Origin of the sequence: Pseudarthrobacter sp. efr-133-R2A-89, assembly GCF_030209315.1 — a bacterium.
In the GTDB taxonomy this organism is placed as follows: domain Bacteria; phylum Actinomycetota; class Actinomycetes; order Actinomycetales; family Micrococcaceae; genus Arthrobacter.
This window is the reverse complement of the sequence record NZ_JARVSE010000001.1, coordinates 97,378-120,118: the sequence shown is the minus strand read 5'-3', so window position 1 is coordinate 120,118 and position 22,741 is coordinate 97,378. Positions and strand designations below refer to the sequence as shown.

Sequence of the window (22,741 nt, the reverse complement as noted above, 5' to 3'; positions counted from 1 at the left end):
ACCCGTGCCACAAGCATGTCGATTCGACGACCAAAGGGGTGCCCCATGGTGAATCCGCTGCAATGGCCGGTGCTGCGCCAGCTGCTCGAGAACGATCCCACGGGCAGGCATCATGCCGTGAAATCACCCGCCACCGAAAACCTCACGCCCCGGATCGCCACCGCAGACCACGTGGTCCCTTCGGTGTGCCCCTACTGTGCGGTGGGATGCGCCCAGCGGGTCTATGTCAAGGACGGGAACGTCATCCAGATCGAGGGCAATCCGGACTCCCCCATCAGCCGGGGCCGGTTGTGTCCCAAAGGCTCTGCCTCACTGCAGCTGACCACCGGTGACTCCCGCGAAAAGTATGTCCTCTACCGGCGGCCCCACGGAACCGACTGGGAGCGGCTCGACCTTGAAACAGCCATGGACATGGTGGCCCAACGCGTGGTGGACACCCGCCGGAAGACCTGGGAATGGGAATCCGGGGGCCTCCGCACCCGCCGCAGCATGGGCATCGCCAGCTTGGGCGGCGCCACCCTGGACAACGAAGAAAACTACCTCATCAAGAAGCTGTTCACCTCCCTGGGGATCGTCCAGGTGGAGAACCAGGCCCGGGTCTGCCACAGCTCCACGGTGGCCGGCCTGGGCACGAGCTTCGGCCGGGGCGGCTCCACCACCTATCTCCAGGACCTCCAACGCGCCGACTGCATCCTGATCCAGGGATCGAACTTCGCCGAAGCGCACCCCGTCGGATTCCAATGGGTCATGGAAGCCAAGGAACGCGGGGCCAAAATCATCCACGTGGATCCCCGGTTCTCCCGCACCAGCGCCATGGCAGATACGTTTGTTCCAATCCGCGCCGGGACGGACATCGCCTTCCTGGGCGGCCTGATCAACTGGGTCATTGGCCACGATGCGTACTTCCATGACTACGTCGTCAACTACACCAACGCCGCTACCATCCTCAGCAAGGATTTTCGCGACACAGAAGACCTCGACGGCCTCTTCTCCGGATTCAACCCGGACGATTCCTCCTATGAAACCGAAAGCTGGCAGTACGAGGGCGGCTTCGCGGCCGCGTCCTCCGGCGAACGGGACGCGGACGAGCAGGAAGGCAGCAGGCTGGGTGAATCCTCGCACGCCCAGTCCCATGGTTCCGGCGGGCCCGGCGTGGCCGGGAAGTGGCACCGCGACGAGAGCTTGCAGGATCCGCGCTGCGTGTTCCAGGTCCTGCGCCGGCACTACTCGCGGTACACCCCGGAGCTGGTGGAAGAGGTGTGCGGGGTACCGCAGGCCTTGTTCGAGGAGGTGGCAGAGGCGCTCACCAGCAACTCGGGCCGGGACCGGACCACGGCCTTCGCCTACGCCGTGGGCTGGACGCAGCACACCACGGGGACCCAGTACATCCGCGCCGCGTCGGTCCTGCAGCTGCTGCTGGGCAATATCGGCCGCCCCGGCGGCGGGATCATGGCCCTTCGCGGGCACGCCAGCATCCAGGGCTCCAGCGACATCCCCACCCTCTTCGACCTGCTTCCCGGCTACCTCCCCATGCCGCACGCCAAGCAGCACCTGGACCTGGCCGGATACGTCGAGGCAGACTCCGCCAAGCAGGGCTTCTGGGCCAACATGTCCGCCTACACCGTGAGCCTGCTCAAGGCCTGGTGGGGGGACGCCGCCACGGCAAGCAACGACTACTGCTTCGATTACCTTCCCCGGATCACCGGCAGCCACAGCACCTATGACACCGTGCTGGCGCAGCTGGAAGGAATCTGCAAGGGCTATTTCCTCATGGGTGAGAACCCCGCCGTCGGATCCGCCAATACCCACCTGCAGCGCGCCGGGATGGCCAACCTCGACTGGCTCGTGGTCCGTGACTTCTCGCTGATCGAAAGCGCCACCTGGTGGAAGGACGGACCGGAAATCGCCACCGGGCAGATGCGCACGGAGGACATCGGCACGGAAGTCTTCTTCTTCCCGGCCGCAGCCCACACGGAAAAAGCCGGCAGCTTCACCAACACCAACCGCCTGGTCCAGTGGCGCGAGCAGGCCGTGGAGCCGGACGCCGAACGCCGCAGCGACCTCTGGTTCATCTGGCACCTGGGCAACCGCATCCGGAAGCTGCTCGCGGACTCGAGCGACGACGTCGACCGTCCCGTCCTGGACCTGACGTGGGACTACCCCACCGTCGGCACCCAGGATGAACCGGACGCGGACGCCGTTTTCGCCGAAATCAACGGCCGCGGCCCCGACGGCAGCCCGCTCTCCGCCTACACCCAGCTCAAGGACGACGGCTCCACCTCATGCGGGTGCTGGATCTACTGCGGCTGCCGCGCCGACGGCGTCAACCAGGCGGCCCGGCGGAAACCCCACACCGAACAGACTATTTCGAGCCGCGAGTGGGGCTGGGCATGGCCTGCCAACCGGAGGGAACTGTACAACCGCGCCTCCGCCGATCCGGAGGGACGGCCGTGGAGCGAACGGAAGAAGCTCATCTGGTGGGACGCGGACGCCGGGAGATGGACCGGCGACGACGTCCCCGACTGCGAGCCCACCAAACCACCCTCCTACCGTCCAAGCGAGGACGCCACGGGCACCGACGCCCTTTCCGGCATCGACCCGTTCATCATGCAGTCCGACGGAAAGGGCTGGCTCTTCACCCCCGCCGGCCTGACCGACGGGCCGCTCCCCACACACTATGAGCCGCAGGAATCCCCCTTCGACAATGCCCTCTACGGGCAGAACCGGAACCCGGTCCGGAAGCTCCTCAAACATGACGGCAACCGGTACCAACCCAGTGGCCGAGAACCGGGTGCGGAGGTGTACCCGTTCGTGCTGACCACCTACCGGCTCACGGAGCATTTCACCGCCGGGGCCATGACCCGTTGGCTGCCCTACCTTGCCGAGCTGCAGCCGGAGTCGTTCTGCGAAGTGTCGCCGGAACTGGCGGCCGAGCGGGGACTGACCAACAACGGCTGGGCCACCCTGGTCTCGGCCCGCGGAGCCATCGAGGCCAGGGTCCTGGTGACCGGCCGGATGAAACCGCTCACCGTGCAGGGCCGGACCGTACACCAGATCGGGATGCCCTACCACTGGGGCCCCAACGGGCTCAGCCGCGGCGATGCGATGAACGAGCTCTCCTCCATCGCCATGGACCCGAACGTCCACATCCAGGAAGTCAAGGCATTGACGGTGGACATCCGTCCCGGGCGGAGGCCGCAAGGGCCCGCCTTGCCGTCCCTGGTGGCGGAATACCGTCAGCGGGCAGGCATCGATGAGCACACCGGCCAGGAAGGAATCAAGGCATGAGCGTCACGCAGTTGGGCATGCCCGCCATCGGAGCACCCGGTGAAGCACGCAAGGGCTTCTTCACGGACACCAGCCTCTGCATCGGCTGCAAGGCCTGTGAGGTGGCCTGCAAGGAGTGGAACTCGCTGCCGGCGGAAAGGCCGTTGCAGCTCACCGGTGAGTCCTTTGACAACACTTCCCGGCTCAGCGCGGACACCTGGCGGCACGTGGCCTTCATCGAGAAGAAGGTTCCCGCTCCGGCGGCTGGCGGAACCGAGGGCATCAAGTGGCTGATGTCCTCGGACGTCTGCAAGCATTGCACCAACGCCGCCTGCCTGGATGTCTGCCCCACCGGCGCGTTGTTCCGTACCGAGCATGGCACGGTGGTGGTCCAGCAGGACATCTGCAACGGCTGCGGATACTGCGTTTCGGCGTGCCCGTACGGCGTGATCGACCAGCGGCCCGACGACGGCCGCGCTTTCAAGTGCACCATGTGCTACGACCGCCTGGGTGTCGGCGAAGAGCCGGCCTGCGCCAAGGCATGCCCCACCCAGTCCATCCAGTACGGCGAGCTTGATGAGCTCCGGGAACGGGCCGACGCCCGGGTCGCGGAGCTCCACGAGCGGGGTGTGGACGAGGCCAGGCTCTACGGCAGGGATCCCGACGGCGGGGTGGGCGGTGACGGGGCCTTCTTCCTGCTGCTGGATGAACCCGAAACCTACGGGTTGCCGCCGGACCCGGTGGTGACCACCCGGGACCTGCCGGCCATGTGGCGGCGGGCCGCGGGTGCTGCGGCCGGGCTCCTGGCGGGGGCCGCCGTCGTCTTCTGGGGAGCCCGGAAGTGAGCCGCCGCCGCGAGCGTGAGGAATTCACCTCATACTATGGCCGGCCCATCCTCAAGGAACCCACATGGGAGGCGGCGGACATCGCGGGGTACATTTTTGCCGGCGGCGTGGCTGCGGCCTCCTCCATGCTGGCGGCCGGCGCGCAGTACACCGGGCGGCCCGCACTGGAACGCCGGGCGAAGCTCACGGCGCTGACCGCGATCTCGGTGTCCGCAGCGGCGCTGGTGCACGACCTGGGCCGGCCGGAACGGTTCCTCAACATGCTGCGGGTGGCCAAACCCACCTCGCCCATGAGCATGGGTTCGTGGATCCTTTCCGTGTACGGCCCGCTCGCCGGTGCGAGTGCGGCCGCCAACATCACGGGACTGTTCCCGGCGGCCGGGCGGGCCTGCGGCCTCGGCGCAGCTGTCAGCGGTTCCGCAGTGGCCACGTACACGGCGGTGCTGCTGGCCGACACCGCGGTTCCCACCTGGCATGACGCCCACGAAATCCTGCCGTTCGTGTTTGCCGGTTCGGCCGCAGCTGCCGGCGGCGGCATCGCCGCCGCCCTGGCTCCCGTTCCGGAGGCCGGTCCTGCGCGGCGCATGGCAGTGGCGGGGGCGCTGCTGGAAACGGTGGCGAGCCTGCGGATGGAACGCAGCGGCCACCTGAGCACGGAGACACTGCGGGAGGGCCGGAGCGGTACGTTGATGCGCCTGTCCAAGGCTTTCAGCATCGGCGGCGCAGTAGGGCTGGCCCTTGGCGGTCACCGGTCGCGCACCGTCAGTGTCGTAGGTGGCCTCGCCGTGGCCGCGGGGTCGGCCCTGCTGCGGTTCGGTATCTTCGAGGCCGGAAAAGCGTCAACGCGCGACCCCAAGTATGTGGTGGTCCCCCAGCGCGAGCGCCTCAACGCTGCCGAAGCCGCCAGGAGGGAAGCCGCCGGCATCAAAGCAGCAGCCTGAGCCGGCCGCCCGAACGGAAGCCGGAGCCCGGGCCGGGACGCTGCGGAGCGCCCGGCCCGGTCAGAACCAGTCGCCGTCGGCGTAGGCGCTGCGTACGTGCGCCCGGAGGTATTCCCCCACCACGGCTGCGCCCAGGTCGCCGACGTCAGGAGCCACCACGCGGCCGTCCACCCGGCGTGCCAGGCGCTGGATGAAGCGCTCCAGCCCGGGATCGTTCCCAAGCCGGAAAAACGTGGTCTGCGTCCCCGCCCTTCCCAACCGGTCCAGCTCGGCAACGGTGGCCCGGATGGTTTCCGCGTCCGGCGGCCAGTTGAACCAGGCGTCTCCGTCCGGCAACAGGTGGGCGGTCGGTTCCCCGTCCGTCACCACCAGGAGCACCGGCTGCATGGAGGGGTGCCGGCGGAAGAAGCGGCCGGCCAGCAGCAGCCCGTGGTGGAGGTTGGTGCCCTGTTCCCGCAGGGCCGGCAGGGCCGTCAGTTCCGCGATGTCCATGGACTGGGCGTAACGGCCGAAGGTCACCAGCTGCAGCCGGTCACCGCGGAACCGGGTGGACACCAAATGGTGCAGGGCCAGCGCCGTGCGCTTCATCGGGACCCACCGCCCCTCCGCGGCCATGGAAAAGGAGACGTCCACCAGCAACGCGACGGCGGCCTGGGTCCGGGCCTCGGTTTCGGTTACCTCGATGTCTCCGACGGCGAGGCGCAGTCCGCGGGCCGGATCGCCGCCGTCGGCCATGGTGCGGCGGATGGCGTTGGTCAAGGTGCGCGTCACGTCCCAGGGCTCGGCGTCGCCGAACTCCCACTGGCGGCTGGAGCCGGACTGCTCGCCGGCGGCCCCCGCCGTCCGGGTATCCCTGTTTCCCTGCCGCCCGGACAGCTGTTTGGCGGTGTCGCGCAGCAGCGACCTGCCGAGCCGGCGCATGGCCTGCGGGGAGAGCCGGAGGTCGCCGTCGGCGCCGCGGCGCAGGTAACCGCCCTCCTGCATGGCCCGCTCGATTCCGGCAAGCGTGCGGGCGCTGACGGCCGCACCCTCACCAAGTTGCCGTGCCAGCGCGTCAAGGTCAAGGTCATCGAGCCGGGATCCGTTGTAGGACTGGGACAGCTGTTCGGAGAGCTCATCAAGTTCCGCGATGTCCTGCAGGACGCCTGTTCCGTCGCCCAGGCCGAGTCCTTCCTGCCCCTCGAACCGTTCCGAGCCGTTCCAGTCCTCCCCTGGACGCAGTGCCTGCAAGGAGGCGTCGAGCTCGCTGAGCTGGGCCATGAGTTCCGGCGAGCCGAATGCCTGGGCGGACAATTGCATCAATTCCGCGCGCTGTTCGGCGGACATGGACTGCAGGAGCCGCTGGGCGGCGGCGGCACGTTGCGCCAGGGCATCCACGAGTTCTTCCACCGATTGCGGGTCCTCGGGGAAGAACTGGCCGTGCTTGGCCATAAACTCCTGGAAATCGGCCTCGGTGTCTTCGCCGCGGCGGTGCTTCGCCAGCAGCCCGTTGAGGTCCCGAAGCATGGCATTGACGGCCTCGCGGTCCTCATCGGTGGCGCCCTCCAGCGCCTGTTTCATCCCGGCGAACCGCTGTTCCAGGACCTCCCGGCCCAGCAGGTCCTTGATCCGGTCGTAGGCTTCCTTGGCGGTTCCGGACTGCCAGTCGTAGGAGGCGAGCTCGTTGACCGCTGCGGCCGTGGACGCCGGCAGGTTCTGCAGCTGCATCTCCCGGAAATCGCGTTCGGTGTTGTCCATCATGGCGTCCCGGGCCAACTGCTTGCGTTCCTCCAGCACGGCGGTATCCAGGAGCTTCCTAACTTCCTCCAGCGTGCCGTCCAGCCGGTGCCTGCTGAGCAGGTCCCGCCGCCGCTCCTGCACGCGGCGGGCAAGGTCGTCCAGGCCTTCGCGGTTCCGTCCACCGCGCCGCAGGAACTCCTGCAGGGCATGCCGCGGCGAATAGCCTGCCATCACATCCTCGGCGACGGCGTCGAGGACTTCCGCCAGGTCCACCGGCGGAGCCAGCGGGTCAGGGCCGCCGGTGTACCGGCCGTACCTGGCGGACCGTTTGTGGATGGCCATGCTGCCTCCCGTGCTTAGCCGTAGATGGTTTCCTCGTCGTCGGACTCCTTGGAGATCCGCCGGCCCAGGTAGAGCCCTTCCAAGGCCAGTTCGACGGCGGCAGCCCGCTGTCCGTCGTTCGTCGCACCCAGGCGGCGGCCGATTTCGTCGTAGAGGCCGGAGCCGTTCAGGGACGGGAGGTTGCCGAGGAACTCCTGTGCCGTGACTTGCTCACCGGTGGTGACGGTCCGGTGGCCATCCAGGGCCGATACGAGCGGTCCCATATCCAGGCCTTGGAAGTGGGCCCTGACGGCCTCTGCGGTGGCGGTGCGGAGGAGGTGGTCCAGGATGCCCTGTTCGCGGCCTTCCTCACCCGATTCGAACTCGATCTTGCCGGTCAGGACTTCCACGGCCGGTTCGAGGTCGATGATCCGGGCCACGGCGTGGTCCTCCCCTCGGAGCCGGGCCCGGCGGAGCGCCGCCGCGGCCACGGTTTCGGCACCGGCGATCGCGAACCTGGCCGAAACTCCGGAGGTCTGGTTGATGGCCGGGGACTCGCGCAGCGCCCGGGTGTAACGGGCAAGGATCTCCAGGATGAAGGGCGGGACGTCAGCCACCAGCCGGCCCTCCTGGCGGATGACGGAGACCTCGTCCTCGAGTTCGATCGGGTAGTGGGTCCGGATCTCGGCACCGAAGCGGTCCTTCAGCGGGGTGATGATCCGGCCGCGGTTGGTGTAGTCCTCGGGGTTGGCGGAGGCCACAACAAGCACGTCCAGGGGCAGCCGCAGTACGTACCCGCGGATCTGGATGTCACGTTCCTCCATCACGTTCAGCATGGACACCTGGATGCGTTCGGCCAGGTCCGGGAGCTCGTTGATGGCGATGATGCCGCGGTTGGAGCGCGGAATAAGCCCGTAGTGGATGGTTTCCGGATCCCCGAGCCTTCGGCCCTCGGCCACGCGCATGGGATCAACGTCGCCGACGAGGTCCGCCACGGACGTGTCCGGCGTCGCGAGCTTCTCGACGTACCGTTCGGACCGGTGCCGCCAGCCAATCCTTAACCTGTCCCCCTCGGCGCGGACGCGGGCCAGGGACTGTTCGGTGATCGGCTGGTAGGGATGTTCGTTCAGTTCCGAGTCCTCAATCACCGGAGACCATTCGTCCAGCAGCCCGGCCAAGGTGCGGAGCAGGCGCGTTTTGCCCTGTCCGCGTTCTCCCAGCAGGACCAGGTCGTGGCCGGCGATCAGGGCACGTTCGAGCTGGGGCAGGACGGTCCGGCTGAATCCGTAGAGGCCAGGCCACGGGTCACGTCCTGATGCCAGGGCGGCGAGGAGATTGTCGCGGATTTCGTGCCTCAGGTCCTTGGGGACATGGCCCGCTGCTCGGAGTTCACCAACGGTGTAGATTTCGGGGCGGTCAGTCACTCCTCTACCGTAATCCCCACCCTGACGGTAATCGATAGGTTCCTCCAGATTCCTGGGCCGGCATGCCGCCCGCCGTCAGGAGCCGGCATATCACTGGGGTTCGGGGCGTCCTTGCACGGCCGCAGCGGCAGCCGGCGCTGCCTGCTCAAGGTACGCGCCGATGTGTTCCAGGAGGTAGTGCTGGCCGGCCACGGTGGGGTGGTCGCCGTCGGGGCCGATCAAGTCATCGAAGTCGCCGCTGATCCAGCCCTCGGCGATGGGGTCCACGAATTCACCACCGGCCCGGGCCGTGGCGGCTTTGAGCTGGCTGCTGATCTCCAGGAGCCCGGGATCCGGGTCCGAAGAGTACGACGGCGGTCCCACCACAATGATTTTGGCTTCCGGGGCGAGCGTCTCGGCCCGGTCCATCGCAGCCAGCGCGGCGTCGCCAACTTCATCGGACGCGTAGCCGAGGTCGTTTTCAGAGCCGAAGAACACCACAATGCCGGTGTTTGAGTTGACCAGGTCTTCAACCTGGGTGCCAAAAGTTCCGTCAAAATCGCCGGGGCTGACGTATCCGCTGCCGTCTTCTGCTGCGTTGACCACTTCCAGGCCGGCCCCTACGGGGTCGTTGCGCATCAGGGCCGGCCAGGCTTCCTGCGGCGAGGTGCCGTGGCCGGTGCTGAGGGAGTCCCCCACCACTACCACCCGGACCGGGGCCTCTCCCGTGGCCGGTGGCTGGGTCTGCGCCGCGCTGCCTGACGTAACGGCCAGCAGGACGCCGAATGTGCCGGCAGCAACGAGCCTGGCCGGGTGCCCGCGCAGCGGCACGTTGTGTTGCATGGGTGCCGCCTCCTGCCTGGAATCTGGCGGCGGCTATGTCGCCGGCCGCCACCTTATTGTCGTTTGTCCGTGTCCCATCGTAGGCATTCAGTGAGGATACTGTAGTGCCGGCGGGGCCAATGCGACAGATCGCACAGCAACTCCACAGGCAATTCACACCTTCTGCAACGGTTGCCGCCGGGCGGCCGGTCCCGTCCGGCGGCCCCTTGCCGGCTGCCCGGGACCGGCCCCAGGTGGTCAGCCCTGGTGCGGAACAACCACCGCGCGGGCGCTCAGTTTCCCCTCCGCCAGCCGGCGGTAGGCGTCCAGGCCGTCGTCAAGGGAGAAGGTCTCGATCTCCGGCACGATCTGGCCCGCTCGGTACATGTCCACCACCTCGTGGAGCTCCTCGATGGTGCCCCAGTAGGTGTTGGTGATGGTGGATTCGTAGGGCGTGTTGAAGAACGTCCATTCGTGGACTCCGCCGGCGATGCCCACCACGGTCAGCCGCCCGCCCTGGGCCACGGACCCGGTGGCGGTGGCGATCGTGGGGGTGACGCCCACGAAGTCGAAGGCCGCGTCCACGCCGCGGCCGCCGGTAAGCTCACGGATTTTGGCCACCTGGTCCGGGCCGCCGGGCACAGTGACGGCCCCTGCCGCTTCAGCTTTGGCCATGGCCTCCGGCTTCATGTCGGTGGCGATGATGGTGGCGCCCGTGAGTGCCGTGAGGATCTGGACTGCGATCTGCCCCAGCCCGCCAAGTCCCACCACCAGCGCAAAGCGGCCTCCGCCGTTCAGGTGCGGAAGGGCAGTCTTGATGGCGTGGTACGGCGTCAGTGCGGCGTCGGCCAGCGGTGCCGCGGCGATCGGATCCGCGGCACCGAGCGGGATGAGGTTGCGGACCGGGACGGTGACGTATTCGGCCATTCCGCCGTCGCGTCCCAGCCCGATGCCCAAGTAGGGGTTGGTCGCCGCATTCTCGCAGTAGGTGTCCTGGCCGCGGGAGCATGCCTTGCAGTGCCCGCAGCCGATGGGCCCGTACACCAGGTAGGCGTCGCCAAGGTTGATGCCGTCGACGCCAGGCCCGACCTCTTCAATCCACCCGGAGTTTTCGTGGCCGAGGATGAAGCCTTTTGACATGTTTCCGGGCACTTCGGCCGTGAAATCCTCGAAGATGCTCACATCCGAGTGGCAGGCACCGGCGCCGGCCACCTTGAGCAGGACCTCGCCGGGCCCCGGAACGGGCCGGGCTACTTCCTGAAGCTCGGGAAACTGCTTCCATTCGTTGAACACTATGGCGCGCATGCTGCTGCCCTCTTCTTTCTGTTGCGTTGTGGTGGGTTTCTGGTTCAGCGGGCGGTGTAGCCGCCGTCGACCACGAGTTCGGAGCCGGTCATGAACGCGGCGTCGTCGCTGGCGGCGAACAGGATGACCGCCGCCACATCCTCGGGGCGGCCCAGCCGTGCCATGGGAGTGGTGTCGGTGAGGAGTTTGCGGTCGGTGTCGCCCAGGATGGGCGTGTCGATAAAGCCGGGGTGGACGCAGTTGACGCGGACACCTTCCGTGGCCCAGCCGAGGGCGGTGTTCTTGGTCAGTGTCCGGACCGCGCCCTTGGCGGCCGCATAGGCCGGGGACGTCCCGAATCCACCCACGATGCCGAACATGGAGGACACGTTCACCACGGCGCCGTTGCCGGAATCCTTCAGGGCCGACGCGGCCGCCTTCTCGCCGAGGAAGACGCTGGTCTGCGTGACGGCTACCACCTTGTTGTAGGTTTCCACGCTGGTTGCTTCGATCGCTTCGTTGTCGCCAATCCCGGCGTTGTTCACCAGGACGTCAAGCCGGCCGAATTCGTTGAGGGCGTGGGCGACAACCCCGGCCCAGCCCGACTCGCTGGTGACGTCGAGGTGGAAGGCGCGCGCACGGCCGCCGGCCTGCTGGATCCCGGCGGCGACCTCCGCGGCGGCTCCGTCCTGGATGTCCGCGACGATCACAGCTCCGCCTTCGGCGGCAAACCTCTCGGCCGTGGCCCGGCCGATGCCGCTGGCGGCCCCCGTGATGATGCCGACTCGTCCGTCAAAGCGGGACATGGTGCTTCCTTTCAACCGTGGGCCGAAGGTACAGTGGCCCAATCGACTTATCCAACAAGTGTTGGATAGTTAGAACGCTACGCCCGCAACGACGGTTTATCCACCGCCGGCGGCCAAGATCACCAAGGAGTGTGACCGGCATGACAAAAGGACAGGAAGGGGGCGCGGTGGTACCGGCTGCTGAAGATCCGCGGGCGGCCAGGAGCCGTGCCAGGCTGGCCGCCGCCATCCTGGAGCTGGCAGCAAAGCACGACGCCGGGACGCTGGGGGCCGCGCAGGTCGCCGCTGCCGCGGGCGTCAACAGGTCGACGTTCTACCAGCACGCGGCATCCCCCGCCGCCTTGCTGCGCCAGGTCCTCTCCGCCGAACTGGATGCCCTGCGGGACGAGCACCTCTCCGTGTCCGGCGGCGACATTGGCCACGCCGTCGCAGCCGTAACCGCCGGGGTGGTCCGCCACGTGGATGCCCACCGCCGGATCTATCGCCACGGCCTGGCCGCCGAGCCGGGAACTGCGGGGTTGCACGGCATGCTCGGCGCCCATTTCGAGGGTTCGGTCCGCCTGCTGATCGAACGCCGGGCCATCGCCGTTCCGGCACCGGGCGGCCGCGACGTCCCGCCGCCCATGGTGGCGCGGTTCATTGCCTACGGCGTGGTGGGGGCACTGGAGTCACGCCTCCTGGAGGATCAGCCCCGGCCGGCGGAGGATTTCCTGGCGGACCTGTGGCAACTGCTTCCGGACTGGTGGCCCATCGGCTGACAAGACCGCTCCCTAGAACTTGCCGTACCGGGCCCGAGCCATGGAGTACACGCCGTAGCAGATGAGGCCGGCGGCGATGGCCGCCAGCAGGAACACGCCGTAGGGCTGTGAACCCAGTGCCTTTAGCCCGCCATCCAATCCCGAAGACTTGGACGGATCGGCGGTCGCAGCCGCCACGATGATCAGGACACCAACGACGGCGAGGACCACTCCTTTGGCGATGTAGCCCACGGTGCCGAGCCACTCGACAGCGGTACGGGCGTTTCCGGGATCCTGCAGGTCTTCCATGAACTTTCGGGTGAAGCCCCGGTACGCGTAGTAAACGCCGGCGGCAACGATCGCCAGGCCGACAACGACCAGCAGCACCACTCCAGCGGGCGCAGCCATGAGCTTGGCCGTGAAGTCACTGGCCGACTGGCTGGAACTCTTGGAACCGCCCGTCGCGAACACGGCGAACGTGAAGGCCAGGAAACCGAACACCACGGCCTTTCCCGCAGCGGATCCTGCCTCTTTCAGCTTTTTCTTCGAATCACTTTCGGAACGCGCACCGAACACGGCTTCGCCGACCATCCACAGGGCCAGGGCCGCGCAGGCAACCGCCCCTGCCCACAGGAGGATTCCGCCGCCGGGTTTTGAGGCAAGGGATCCAATCGCCCCTGACTGGTCCGCTTCTCCGCCCTGGCCCCGGTCCAGCTGCAGGGCGATCACGCCGATCAGCACGTGGACCAGGCCGATGAACACGAAACCGGCCCGGGCCAGAATGCGTAACGCCGGGCTGCGGCTGGCCGATGCCGCTTCCGAAACTGCCCGGTTAGCTCCCTGCGACGCGTTGCCCATGGTCCGCCCTTCCAGCTATGTACTTGATCCTCTGTTCCCACGCCAGCTTTCCCCGGCCGCAGCGTGTCGCGGGATGCTTCAGTGTAGATCCGCGGGGAACATCCCGACAGGCCTCCGGTGTGGCCTGATGCGCGGCTGACCGGCGCGTTTGTCCTCCGTGGGCAGGCTGGCAGAGCCTGTCCAGGGCCTCGTTGAGGGTGGACTCGATCTGGCCGTTGAGGAGGTCCCGGCGGCCGGTGCTGGCGGGGTCTTCAACCTCACCGGGCAGGGGCGGCGCCGTGACCGTCATTGCGGCTTGGTACCGCCCGTCGTCGCTGCTCACGGCAACGGTCTGGAAGTCCCGGAACGAGCCCTTGCCTTCCTGCCTCATGGCGGGTGAACACTGGTCCGCGAAGCGCCACAGTCCCAGCCCGAAGCGGCCAAAGCCGGGGCTGGTTTTCATCTCCTTCAGCGAGGACGAAGAAACGGCACGGCCTTGGAGGAGGGCGGCCATGAAAAGGTTCAGGTCCGCCACCGTTGACACCACCCCGGATGCCGGGGAGCCGGCGACGGACGCGTCGCCGGTGGTGTCGATGCGCTCGCCGTGAAGGGTGGCGTAGCCGTGGAGGACGTTCGGTGCCCGCGGGTCCGGCCGGTCCAGGGTGCTGTCCTTCAGTCCCAATGGGGAGAACACCTGCTCCAGCATGACCTGCGCGAATGGCTTATGGCGCAAGGCCTCCACCACGAGGCCCAGGGCCACATAGTCGGTGGTGGAGTATTTGAACAGGCCGACGTCGGAGGCCGGCCAAGGGAGCGTCCCGGCCGCCTGCACCTGCTTCCGGAGGTCCAGGGTCCGCGACAGGGCCGGGCGGAAGTCCACGTCGCGGGGCAGCGCCGCGGCGGCGTCCGGCATCCCGGACGTGTGGCTCAGCAGTTGGCGCACAGTGAGCGGTCCGGGCGGCCGCAGCACGCCCGCGAGTTCCGGGACGGCGTCGAGGACCGGCTCGTCAAGGCCGATGAGGTGGTCATCCACGAGCCGAAGTACCGCGACGGCGGTCATGGCCTGGGTGACGCCGGCAACCTCGACCCTGTCCGTGGGCTGCGCCGGCTCCAGGGAGTCGAGGTCGCGCACGCCAAACGCCTGCGACCATTCGCCGCCAGGCCAGCGGACCTGGACAACGGCCGAGACGGCGCCTTGGTCCAGGAACAGCTGGATCTGCTGGGCCATAGGCTCCAAGGCAGGAGGAAAGGTACCGGGCGGAAGGGGGTCGTCCGTGTAGGTGCAGCCGGAGACGGTGAGGGCCACCGCGAGCGCCGCCCGCCTCACGATGCGGTTTTTCGAGCCCACACCTCATGGTAGGGCGGCCCGCGCCTTATTGACATGCCGGGGCCGCTGCCCATAATTGGTGGCAGCACTTCAGTGAGACCGGAGAATGGCATGACGCGTTTGGTGAGCTCACTGCTGAGGCCCCGCAACAATTCAGAGCAGCGCGGACACGACCTTCTGGTCCACACCGACGGCAACCAGCGCCAGGCCGTCCTGGTGGAACTGCAGGTGGGGCACGGGACATTGGCCACATCCGCGGGGGCCCGGTTCGCCACGCTCTTCAACCTCACTTTTTCATCGGTTGCGGATCCGCCTTCCCCGCCGCTGCAGGTCTCAACCCTGTACCTCCAGTGCCGGCTCCGGCCCGACGAGCTCACCGACCTCCTGGCCGCGGATGCGGTACACGGCGTTGCGGAGCGCACCATCTACCGTGTGTGGCCCGACTACATCGTGCGCCCGCACATCGACAGGTCGGCCGCCACGGTCCAGGCTGATGCCGCCCTGCGCACGTTCGGGGCCTCGGGCCGCGGATGCGTTTGGGCCGTCATCGACTCGGGCATCGACGGCACGCACCCGCATTTCCTTCCCGTCCACGCGGGCAAAGCGGACAACCTGCATGACCCGCGGGTGGCTGATCTCCACCGCGACTTCACGGTTCTGGTCACCGGCCCGGATGCCGACGGTTCGGCTCCCAAAGACGCAGGAGACGTCCGCTCAGCCAAGGACCTGGTCCCGCAGGACCCGGCACCTGCCCTGGTGGACGACGTCGGACACGGGACACACGTGGCAGGGATCATCGCCGGCTCCGCTCCCCCGGCAGCCCTCATCATGATGAGCCGGTCCACGCCGGACGGGCTGCCGGAATGGATACCGCGGGAACTGGACCCCGGCCGGTCGCTGGCCGGCCTGGCCTCCGAGGCCCTGCTGGTGAGCCTGAAGGTCCTCAACAACCAGGAGCACACGCTGTCCAGCGCCGTCATCGCCGCACTGAACTACGTCAGGGCGGTCAACTCCTACGGCCGCAACATGGTGATCCACGGCGTCAACCTTTCGCTCGGCTGCGATTGGTATCCCGGTGACTTCGCCGCCGGCCAAAGCCCCCTGTGCCGGGAGATCGACCTGCTGGTGGGCTCCGGCGTCGTGGTGGTGGTCAGCGCAGGCAACGGTGGAGACGCCCGGGACGACAACGGCGACTTCTACGGCCGGCTCTCCACCATCACCGACCCGGGAAATGCGGCCAAGGCGATCACGGTCGGTTCAACGCACCGCGACCAGCCGCACGTCTTCGGGGTGTCCTATACCTCCTCCAAGGGACCCACCCTTGACGGGCGCCTGAAGCCGGACCTTGTGGCCCCCGGCGAGCGCATCACGTCAGCAGCCGCCGGAAAGAACCGCAGCCAGGTCCCGGGCTTCAAGGACGCGGCCGCTCCCATGCCCTGCTATGTGGAGGACAGCGGAACCTCAATGGCTGCGCCGCACGTTTCAGGGGCCATCGCCGCTTTCCTCTCGGCGCGGCCGGAATTCATCGGCAAGCCTGAGGTGGTCAAAGAACTGTTCATGCAGAATGCAAGCTCGCTGGGGCGGCACCCGTTCTTCCAGGGCAGCGGCCTGGTGGACCTGATGCGGGTCCTGAACTCGATCTAACCATCCACCAAGCAGGAGCAGCCATGACCGGTCGCATCGGGAACCTCGACTACTACGAGCTGGCATTCGCCGCCGATGGCAGCGCCGACCCCGGAAGCCCCTCGGACGGTGCTTCCCTGGCCGCCGCCGTTGCGGACGGCGGCATCCGTGACATCTTCGTCCTCTCCCACGGCTGGAACAGCGATGTCCAGTCAGCGCGCAGCCTCTACCAGTGGATGTTCGGCAATCTGTCCGACCAACTGGGGCAGCAGGCGGACGGCTGCGCCGCCGTCGGAATCATCTGGCCCTCCCTGCTCTTTCCCGAGGACCAGTCAACCGCAGCGCAGGCAGCCCCGTCCACGGGGGCAGCACTGGCGGCGCACCTGGCCGCGGCGTTCCCCCGGAACGAGCAGGACCTCGGCGCAATCGGAGACCTGTTGGACCGGCAACCGGAAGATCCGCAGGAACTCGAACGCTTCCACCACCTTGCACTCGGGCTGGTCAGCTCCCCCGTGCCGCCGCCTGAATCCGAGGACTCGAACCTGCAGGCAGCGTTGTCAGCCACCACAGCGCCCCTCCTGACGCACGCTGCGGCTCTGGCCGCCCCGTCGCAGTCGAGCGCGCAGGACATCGGGAACCCGTTCGGCATGCTGTGGAAAGGGGCCCGCGAGGTGCTGCGCGCGTTCAGCTATTACGAAATGAAGAACCGTGCAGGCGTCATCGGCAGCCAGGGACTGGGCCCCTACCTCGGTTCCCTCGCAGGACCCGGCGGCCAACCACGCATCTACCTGATGGGGCACAGCTTTGGGGCCCGGCTGGTGGCCAACTCGCTCGCCGGGCTGCCGGCGTCCGCTGCCGGCCCTGCCAGCCCCGTCAAGCTGCTCTACCTCATCCAAGGAGCCTTCTCACACTTCAGTTTCGCGTCCCCGCTCCCCACCGACCCCGCACGGTCGGGCCTCCTGGCATCCTGTGCCGGCCGGGTGGACGGGCCGTTCATCGCCACCTTCAGCAAAGCCGACCGCGCGGTGGGGACCTGGTACCCGACAGCAAGCTTCCTCCAGCGCCAGGACAACGAGGACGTGCACGACTTCATGTACCGCTGGGAGGGCATGGGCCACGACGGCTACCAGCAGGCCGGCGCAACAACGGTCCCCCTGCGCCGGCCTGGTGAGTCCTACGGATTCAGCGCGGGCGGGTTCTACTGCCTTGACGCCAATGCGGTGATTTCCCAGGACCAGAACCCGTTCGCCGGTGCCCACAGCGATATCAGGCACCCCGAGGTGCTGTGGCCGGCCGTGGACGCCTTCACTGCCGCCGCCGGACGGTGACGCTGCCCGGCCCTGCGGGTCGGCGCCCGTGTCCGTTCACCCGCCAAAGCGCAGGATCACCACCAGGCTGATCAGGGCGAGTACCCCGGCAAGCAGCATCCCGGCCCTGGGGTTGCCGAAATTGAGGGTCCAGCCCAGGCCGAACCGGCGCGGCACCATGAGCGCGTGGTCCTCACGGTTGATGTACAGCAGTCCGCCGCGCCAGAACCTGTCGTCGTCCCGGTGGGTCAAGCCGGTTTCCCGAGGAGTCCCGCGGGGTTCGCGGTTGTGCCGCGCGAGGACCACCATGCAAAGTCCGACGCCGGCCAGCACCGGGACCACCACGGCCAGCGCAGCCCACGGAGTCCGGGTCCCGGTCCACATCAGCAGGGACGCCCCCATCATCCCCAGCGTGATCATGCCGGCCAGGCCGAGCAAGGTCCGTGCCCCGAGCGAGGCGTACTCGCGGTGCCAGCGCGCCGAGGCATCCGGGTGTGCGGGGTCGAGGTCGGGCCGGCCGCGGAGGATGCCGGCTGCGATGGCGGACAGCAGCGCGGTGACGATCACCTGGACAATAACCAGGGAAAAGGCGGTTCCGATTGACTTCGGCGCCAGCCGGTCGGCCTGGCCGCCGGCACCGTAGTGCACGGCCAACTGACCGGGCATCGCCGGATACCGGATGATCCCGGTCACCGCGGTCGCCACCGTCACTATGGCCGGGAATGCCAGCCACAGCCAGGGGAACCTGGGCGGGTCCGACCGGAGACCGGTGTCGACGGCGACGCCCTGCCGAAGGCCGCCGTACCAGTTTCCGGCGGCCTTGGCGGCACGGATTTCCTGGTTGGCGAGAAAGAAGCAGCCGTACCAAGCGCCCAGGAGCAGCAGCACAGAGACGGGCAGCAGGAACGTTGCGCCCGTGACGGCGAACATGCCCACCCCGGCCACGGCGGTGACGACACCGCTGAGCAGCACCCTCCACCGGTAGTGCCTGGACTGCGCCACCACCACCGGATCATCGACGTGGCCGTCCGGCACCCGTACTCCAAACGGCACTGTGGGGCTGGTGATGGAGGGCAGTACCAGCGCCAGCAGGAGCACCAACGCCAAAAGAACTGAACTCAGGATGATCCCGACGGTCATGGCGAATCCTTGGTCTGCGGGGTGTGGAAGGAGGCGAGCATGGACTGGCAGGCGGCCATGACCTCGTCGGCCGGGACTCCCCTGGCAATGGCCTCAGCCAGCAGGGTTCGGGCCCGGGCCGTCCATTCCGCATGGAACACCGGGTCCGCAGCCGCCGCAGCCGCCACGACTGCCCCGGTCTTGCGGTTGAGCCTGATCAGGCCCTGCTGCCGCAGCAGGGCGTAGGCCTTATTGACCGTATGGAAGTTGATGCCGAAATCGGCCGCCAAGGCGCGAGTGGCAGGTAGCGGGCTGCCCTCAACCAGGGCGCCCTCGGCGATACCTTCCGTGATCCGGTCCCGCAGCTGCACGTAGAGCGGTACGTCGCTGGTGAGATCAAGCGTCAGAATCATGCTGCACCTCTTTATGCCATCTGTTATAGAACAAAGGAATCCCGGCGGCAAGGGGTCCGCGGCTTACGGGGACCCGTGGCAATTCCGGCCCTGGGGCGGGTGCGGCCCTCCGCCGTCGGCCGCTCCTTTTCTGTTGCCGCAGGCAAATATCAGCCCAGCTCTGGACTCTTGGGCGGGGCCCAATCAGACTGTCTACAACAGCTGGCCGGGCGCGCCGACGACGACGTGAATTTCGACGACGGGATACCGGACGGCTGCATTTATTGGGGATTTACCGTGATGCCTGTTCCGCGGCATCGAAAGGACCTGGACATGCCGGATTTCACCGCATTCTTCCCGCTTATTGCCACCATTCTGGCGGTGCTTGTCGCCATCGGATTCATTTGGACGGCAACAAAACTGATGTGGAAGGTGGCCGAACCCAACGAAGCCCTGATCATTTCCGGGCTGACCCGCGGAACCCTCGAAACCCGGGCCGGGATGGACTTCAAGATCGTCACCGGCAAGGGCGCCCTGGTGCTGCCCGGGCTCCAGACCGTGCGGACCCTCTCGCTCACGCTGAATGAAACGGAACTCAAAGTTTCCTGCGTTACCTCCCAAGGCATCCAGGTGATCGTGGAAGGGGTTGTCATTTACAAAATCGGCGATGCCCCGCCTTTTATTGCCAATGCGGCCCGACGTTTCCTGGGCCAGCAACCAAAAATGGAAAGCCAGGTCTATAACGTTTTTGAAGGACACCTGCGCTCCATTATTGGCAGCATGACCATGGAGGAAATCATCCGCGAACGCGACAAGCTGGGTTCGCAGGTCCGCAGCGCCAGCGGCGTGGAGATGGAGAAACTGGGCCTGGTGGTGGATTCGCTGCAGATCAAGGACCTGCAGGACCCCACCGGCTACATCCAGAACATCGCCAAGCCGCACATCGCGCAGGTGAAGATGGAGGCCCGCATTGCCGAGGCCACCCGCAACCGCGAGGCTGCCGAGAAGGAAGCGGAGGCTGCCGCGCTGATTGCCGACGCGCAGAGCGTCTCGGCGATCAGGCAGTCAGTGGCCCAGGCGAACGCCGAACGCGCCAAAGCCAACGCTGCGCAAGCCGGCCCGCTGGCGGAGGCCACGGCCCGGCAGCAGGTGGTGGTCCAGGAAACCGAAGTTGCCAAGCTGGAGGCGGACCGGGAAGAGCAGAAACTGCAGACCACCATCCGGAAGCCTGCCGATGCCAAAGCGTACGCCAAGCGCACCGACGCGGAAGGCCAAAAGGCCGCCGACATCTCCGCCGCAGAGGCCCTGGCCCGGCGCACCGAGCTTGAGGCCACGGCCAATGCCCGCCGAACGGAACTGCAGGCGCAGGCCAACGCCAACGCCGCAGCTGCTGCCGCCGGGGCCACCAAAGTCACCGGTGAGGCCGAGGCCGCGGCCACCAAGGCCAAGGGTGACGCTGCAGCCTCGGCAATCAAGGCCAAGGCCCTGGCTGAGGCAGACGGCATCAAGGCCCGGGCCGAGGCTTTGGGAACCAACCAGGACGCCGTGATTTCGCAGCAGCTCGCCGAAAACATGCCCGCGATCATCGCCGCAGCGGCCGAGCCCTTCTCCCACGTGGGCCAGATGACGGTCCTGAACGGCGGCGAGGGGGTCAACAAGATGCTGGGCGGGATCCTGGCACAGGTGGGTGACTATCTGCCGGCCCTCTCGTCCGCGCTCCGGAAGGGCGGCGAGGACAAGCGTACGCCCAAGGCTCCGGGCGCATAGGGACAGCCGATGCACAAAGAGGTGGACCGGAGCCTGACGGGAAAGATTGGGCGGGTGACCGGCCGCATCGGGCCGGGCACCATCGGGGAGGTCATGCTGCCATACCTGGGCGGCATCATGGCGTTCCACGCCTACCCGTACGACAAATCAAGCGGCTTCGCCGTGGGCGAGGAAGTGCTGGTGATCTACTACGACCCGCCGCAGACGGTGTACGTGGACCAACTGCCCGATGTGCTGAAGCACCCGGCGTAAAGGCCCACGCACCACCGCCTCCTAGCGGCCGCCCTCCATCTTGCGGCTGCGCTGCTCCTGCGCCATCGGCCCGTACGGGTACACACCCGTTTGCGGCCGGCTGGCCTCAGTCAGCAGGCTGACTTCATCGCTGCTGAGCCGCAGGTCCGCAGCAGCCATGTTGTCGGCCAGCTGTTCGGTGGTACGGGCTCCCAGGATCACCGAGGTCACCGCCGGCCGGTCCGCCAGCCAGGCCAAGGCCACCTGGGCCGGGCTTACCCCGTGGCCGGCGGCGATGTCTTCGACGGCGTCAATGACCGCCCAGGTCCGGGGGTTGTCGTTGCGTGCCTTCCACGCCTCCATGCCGCGTTCGGGGTTCTCCCCAAGGCGGGTTGCGCCGGCCGGACGCTGGTCCCGCTTGTACTTGCCGGACAACCAGCCGCCGCCCAACGGGGACCACGGCAGCAGGCCAATCCCAGCGTCGAGGGCCGCAGGGACAATCTCGAACTCGATGTCCCGGACCAGCAGGCTGTACTGCGGCTGCAGGCTCACGGGCGCACTCCAGCCCTGGCTGCGCGCCGTGTGGACGGCCTTGGTCAGCTGCCAGCCGAGGAAGTTGGAGAAACCGTAGTAGGCGATCTTGCCCCGGCTCACGGCGTCGTCGAGGAAGCGGAGGGTCTCTTCCAGCGGCGTGATGGGGTCCCACGCGTGCAGCTGGTAGAGGTCGATCTGGTCCACCCCCAGCCTGCGGAGGGAATCGTCCAGGGCGCGCGTCAGGCGCCGCCTCGAAGTTCCGACGTCGTTCGGTGCCGTTCCCATGGGGAAGCGTCCCTTGGTGGCGATGACCGCTGTGTCCCGCAGTGCGGGACGCTGGGCCAGCCAGCGGCCAATGATCTCCTCCGACGTGCCCGAACTGTAGACGTCGGCGGTGTCGATGAAGTTTCCGCCCGCGGCGAAGTAGCTGTCCAGGATGGCGTGCGAATCTTCCTCGGTGGCTTCCGCGCCGAACGTCATGGTTCCGAGCGCGTAGTTGGTCACGACAGTGCCGCTGTGGCCCAGGGTTCTGTACTGCATGGATGTCCTCACGTTCAGGGGTGGGTTGATGGAATGTTCCGGCTGGCCGCATCGCGGGTGCTGGTGCGGATCCGGTACAGGCTGGTGGTCGCGGTGAAATAGAGGTCCCGGCCGTCCGGGCCGCCGAAGCACAGGTTGGAAACCGTCTCCGGGACGTCGATGGAAGCCAGCAGCTCGAAAGACGGTGAGTAGATCCTGACGGCGGGGCCTGCGGAGGTCCAGATCCTGCCCTCGACATCGACCCGGAGGCCGTCGGCAGCCTGCCCGTCGGGGAGTTCCACCACGACGCGGCCGGGCCCGCAGGCGGCGTCGCGAACGTCGTAGGCCACGATCCTCAGCGGCACCCCGTGGCTGGATCCGGCGGTGTCCGCCACGTAAAGGACGGCCTCATCCGGGGAGAACGCCAGCCCGTTGGGGTGCACGAGGTCGGTGATCACTGCATCAAGGTTTCCGGACGCCGGGTCGAGCCGAAACACATAGCATCCTCCGTATTCCTGCTCGCCCTCGTGCCCTTCCCTGGTGCCGGGGAGGATGCCGTAGGGCGGGTCGGTGAACCAGATGGACGCGTCGCGGGCAATGACCACGTCGTTGGGCGAGTTCAGCCGGCGGCCCCGGAAGGAATCGACCAGGCCGGTCACGGTGCCCTCCCTGTCCCGTTCCACCCGGCGGCGGCCGTGGCTGCACTGCACCACGCTGCCGTCGTGGTCGAGCGTGCGCCCATTGGTGAACTCGACGTTCCGGGCGTAGTCGCGGACATCGCCGGTTGCGGGGTCGAATTCCAGGATGCGGTTGTTGGGAATGTCGCTCCAGCGCACGGTCTGCGTCGAGGGCACCCACACGGGCCCTTCAGCCCAGACGGTTCCCGTATATAGGCACTCCAAGGCGCCCGTCGTCAGTCCATCAGCCATCGGCGCACCTT

At 67.5% G+C, this 22,741-nt stretch carries 19 protein-coding genes; 8 read left to right on the top strand and 11 right to left on the bottom strand.

What is annotated here, in order from left to right:
* The first annotated feature begins 45 nt into the window (after positions 1-45).
* From fdh to nrfD, 3 genes are read left to right on the top strand one after another with little or no spacing between them, the layout of a single operon-like run.
* Entirely contained in the window at positions 46-3,288 is a 3,243-nt protein-coding gene (gene fdh / locus QRM95_RS00545) for a formate dehydrogenase (protein WP_285245985.1), read from the top strand.
* On the top strand, positions 3,285-4,112 hold the full coding sequence (locus QRM95_RS00540; protein WP_018761212.1) for a 4Fe-4S dicluster domain-containing protein: 828 nt from the start codon (positions 3,285-3,287) through the stop codon (positions 4,110-4,112). The genes fdh and QRM95_RS00540 overlap by 4 nt, the downstream gene beginning before the upstream one ends.
* Positions 4,109-5,053 carry an NrfD/PsrC family molybdoenzyme membrane anchor subunit gene (nrfD, locus tag QRM95_RS00535; RefSeq protein ID WP_285245984.1) on the top strand — a complete coding sequence of 315 codons (945 nt, stop codon included), beginning with the start codon at positions 4,109-4,111 and terminating at the stop codon, positions 5,051-5,053. The genes QRM95_RS00540 and nrfD overlap by 4 nt, the downstream gene beginning before the upstream one ends.
* Before the next feature lie 60 nt (positions 5,054-5,113).
* Here nrfD and QRM95_RS00530 read toward each other — a convergent pair whose 3' ends face one another.
* The 5 genes from QRM95_RS00530 to QRM95_RS00510 form a co-directional block, all read right to left on the bottom strand.
* Positions 5,114-7,114, bottom strand: a complete 2,001-nt coding sequence (locus tag QRM95_RS00530) for a vWA domain-containing protein (protein WP_285245983.1) — start codon at positions 7,112-7,114, stop codon at positions 5,114-5,116.
* A gap of 14 nt (positions 7,115-7,128) precedes the next feature.
* On the bottom strand, positions 7,129-8,517 hold the full coding sequence (locus QRM95_RS00525) for a sigma 54-interacting transcriptional regulator (protein WP_285245982.1): 1,389 nt from the start codon (positions 8,515-8,517) through the stop codon (positions 7,129-7,131).
* A gap of 90 nt (positions 8,518-8,607) precedes the next feature.
* Entirely contained in the window at positions 8,608-9,339 is a 732-nt protein-coding gene (locus tag QRM95_RS00520) for an SGNH/GDSL hydrolase family protein (protein ID WP_285245981.1), read from the bottom strand.
* A 237-nt stretch (positions 9,340-9,576) separates the two neighbouring features.
* A complete protein-coding gene (locus QRM95_RS00515; protein ID WP_285245980.1) occupies positions 9,577-10,623 on the bottom strand; it encodes an NAD(P)-dependent alcohol dehydrogenase in 1,047 nt (348 codons plus the stop codon).
* A gap of 44 nt (positions 10,624-10,667) precedes the next feature.
* The gene (locus tag QRM95_RS00510) at positions 10,668-11,408 is read right to left on the bottom strand and encodes an SDR family NAD(P)-dependent oxidoreductase (RefSeq protein ID WP_285245979.1); all 741 of its coding nucleotides are present in this window, start codon (positions 11,406-11,408) and stop codon (positions 10,668-10,670) included.
* 140 nt (positions 11,409-11,548) lie between these two features.
* Here QRM95_RS00510 and QRM95_RS00505 point away from each other — a divergent pair, with 140 nt between their 5' ends.
* Complete coding sequence (locus QRM95_RS00505; RefSeq protein ID WP_285245978.1) at positions 11,549-12,166, top strand: TetR family transcriptional regulator; 618 nt, start codon at positions 11,549-11,551, stop codon at positions 12,164-12,166.
* Between the two features lie 12 nt (positions 12,167-12,178).
* Here the strand turns inward: QRM95_RS00505 and QRM95_RS00500 are convergent, their stop codons facing one another.
* Positions 12,179-13,003, bottom strand: coding sequence for a DUF1206 domain-containing protein (locus tag QRM95_RS00500; RefSeq protein ID WP_109044659.1), 825 nt, complete (start codon positions 13,001-13,003; stop codon positions 12,179-12,181).
* A complete protein-coding gene (locus QRM95_RS00495) occupies positions 12,978-14,330 on the bottom strand; it encodes a serine hydrolase domain-containing protein (RefSeq protein WP_285245977.1) in 1,353 nt (450 codons plus the stop codon). Before QRM95_RS00495 ends, QRM95_RS00500 begins: the two co-directional genes overlap by 26 nt.
* A gap of 90 nt (positions 14,331-14,420) precedes the next feature.
* Between QRM95_RS00495 and QRM95_RS00490 the strand changes: the two genes are divergently transcribed.
* Positions 14,421-15,953 (top strand): S8 family serine peptidase, encoded by a 1,533-nt coding sequence (locus tag QRM95_RS00490; protein ID WP_285245976.1) that lies wholly within the window; start codon positions 14,421-14,423, stop codon positions 15,951-15,953.
* Positions 15,954-15,976: 23 nt separating this feature from the next.
* Positions 15,977-17,260 carry a serine/threonine protein kinase gene (locus QRM95_RS00485; RefSeq protein WP_285245975.1) on the top strand — a complete coding sequence of 428 codons (1,284 nt, stop codon included), beginning with the start codon at positions 15,977-15,979 and terminating at the stop codon, positions 17,258-17,260.
* Positions 17,261-17,296: 36 nt separating this feature from the next.
* Here QRM95_RS00485 and QRM95_RS00480 read toward each other — a convergent pair whose 3' ends face one another.
* Together QRM95_RS00480 and QRM95_RS00475 are read right to left on the bottom strand one after the other, a co-directional pair.
* Complete coding sequence (locus tag QRM95_RS00480; protein ID WP_285245974.1) at positions 17,297-18,379, bottom strand: DUF1648 domain-containing protein; 1,083 nt, start codon at positions 18,377-18,379, stop codon at positions 17,297-17,299.
* A complete protein-coding gene (locus tag QRM95_RS00475; protein WP_285245973.1) occupies positions 18,376-18,771 on the bottom strand; it encodes a GntR family transcriptional regulator in 396 nt (131 codons plus the stop codon). The genes QRM95_RS00480 and QRM95_RS00475 overlap by 4 nt, the downstream gene beginning before the upstream one ends.
* A 312-nt stretch (positions 18,772-19,083) precedes the next feature.
* On the opposite strand from QRM95_RS00475, the gene QRM95_RS00470 reads away from it, so the two are divergent.
* Together QRM95_RS00470 and QRM95_RS00465 are read left to right on the top strand one after the other, a co-directional pair.
* Positions 19,084-20,517 (top strand): flotillin family protein, encoded by a 1,434-nt coding sequence (locus tag QRM95_RS00470; RefSeq protein ID WP_285245972.1) that lies wholly within the window; start codon positions 19,084-19,086, stop codon positions 20,515-20,517.
* Between the two features lie 9 nt (positions 20,518-20,526).
* On the top strand, positions 20,527-20,769 hold the full coding sequence (locus tag QRM95_RS00465; RefSeq protein ID WP_109044663.1) for an NfeD C-terminal domain-containing protein: 243 nt from the start codon (positions 20,527-20,529) through the stop codon (positions 20,767-20,769).
* A gap of 21 nt (positions 20,770-20,790) precedes the next feature.
* On the opposite strand, the gene QRM95_RS00460 is transcribed toward QRM95_RS00465, so the two are convergent.
* A complete protein-coding gene (locus QRM95_RS00460) occupies positions 20,791-21,822 on the bottom strand; it encodes an aldo/keto reductase (protein ID WP_285245971.1) in 1,032 nt (343 codons plus the stop codon).
* 14 nt (positions 21,823-21,836) lie between these two features.
* Positions 21,837-22,730, bottom strand: a complete 894-nt coding sequence (locus QRM95_RS00455) for an SMP-30/gluconolactonase/LRE family protein (RefSeq protein ID WP_285245970.1) — start codon at positions 22,728-22,730, stop codon at positions 21,837-21,839.
* Between the last annotated feature and the right edge of the window lie 11 nt (positions 22,731-22,741).

What these genes read in the sequence shown, in the direction of transcription:
- QRM95_RS00490 (WP_285245976.1), top strand. Translation starts at nt 14,421, where the DNA reads ATGACGCGTTTGGTGAGCTCACTGCTGAGGCCCCGCAACAATTCAGAG.
- QRM95_RS00475 (WP_285245973.1), bottom strand. Translation starts at nt 18,771, where the DNA reads ATGATTCTGACGCTTGATCTCACCAGCGACGTACCGCTCTACGTGCAG.
- QRM95_RS00500 (WP_109044659.1), bottom strand. Translation starts at nt 13,003, where the DNA reads ATGGGCAACGCGTCGCAGGGAGCTAACCGGGCAGTTTCGGAAGCGGCA.
- QRM95_RS00530 (WP_285245983.1), bottom strand. Translation starts at nt 7,114, where the DNA reads ATGGCCATCCACAAACGGTCCGCCAGGTACGGCCGGTACACCGGCGGC.
- QRM95_RS00480 (WP_285245974.1), bottom strand. Translation starts at nt 18,379, where the DNA reads ATGACCGTCGGGATCATCCTGAGTTCAGTTCTTTTGGCGTTGGTGCTC.
- QRM95_RS00455 (WP_285245970.1), bottom strand. Translation starts at nt 22,730, where the DNA reads ATGGCTGATGGACTGACGACGGGCGCCTTGGAGTGCCTATATACGGGA.
- QRM95_RS00485 (WP_285245975.1), top strand. Translation starts at nt 15,977, where the DNA reads ATGACCGGTCGCATCGGGAACCTCGACTACTACGAGCTGGCATTCGCC.
- QRM95_RS00515 (WP_285245980.1), bottom strand. Translation starts at nt 10,623, where the DNA reads ATGCGCGCCATAGTGTTCAACGAATGGAAGCAGTTTCCCGAGCTTCAG.
- QRM95_RS00510 (WP_285245979.1), bottom strand. Translation starts at nt 11,408, where the DNA reads ATGTCCCGCTTTGACGGACGAGTCGGCATCATCACGGGGGCCGCCAGC.
- QRM95_RS00540 (WP_018761212.1), top strand. Translation starts at nt 3,285, where the DNA reads ATGAGCGTCACGCAGTTGGGCATGCCCGCCATCGGAGCACCCGGTGAA.
- QRM95_RS00460 (WP_285245971.1), bottom strand. Translation starts at nt 21,822, where the DNA reads ATGCAGTACAGAACCCTGGGCCACAGCGGCACTGTCGTGACCAACTAC.
- QRM95_RS00505 (WP_285245978.1), top strand. Translation starts at nt 11,549, where the DNA reads ATGACAAAAGGACAGGAAGGGGGCGCGGTGGTACCGGCTGCTGAAGAT.
- QRM95_RS00465 (WP_109044663.1), top strand. Translation starts at nt 20,527, where the DNA reads ATGCACAAAGAGGTGGACCGGAGCCTGACGGGAAAGATTGGGCGGGTG.
- QRM95_RS00520 (WP_285245981.1), bottom strand. Translation starts at nt 9,339, where the DNA reads ATGCAACACAACGTGCCGCTGCGCGGGCACCCGGCCAGGCTCGTTGCT.
- fdh (WP_285245985.1), top strand. Translation starts at nt 46, where the DNA reads ATGGTGAATCCGCTGCAATGGCCGGTGCTGCGCCAGCTGCTCGAGAAC.
- QRM95_RS00470 (WP_285245972.1), top strand. Translation starts at nt 19,084, where the DNA reads ATGCCGGATTTCACCGCATTCTTCCCGCTTATTGCCACCATTCTGGCG.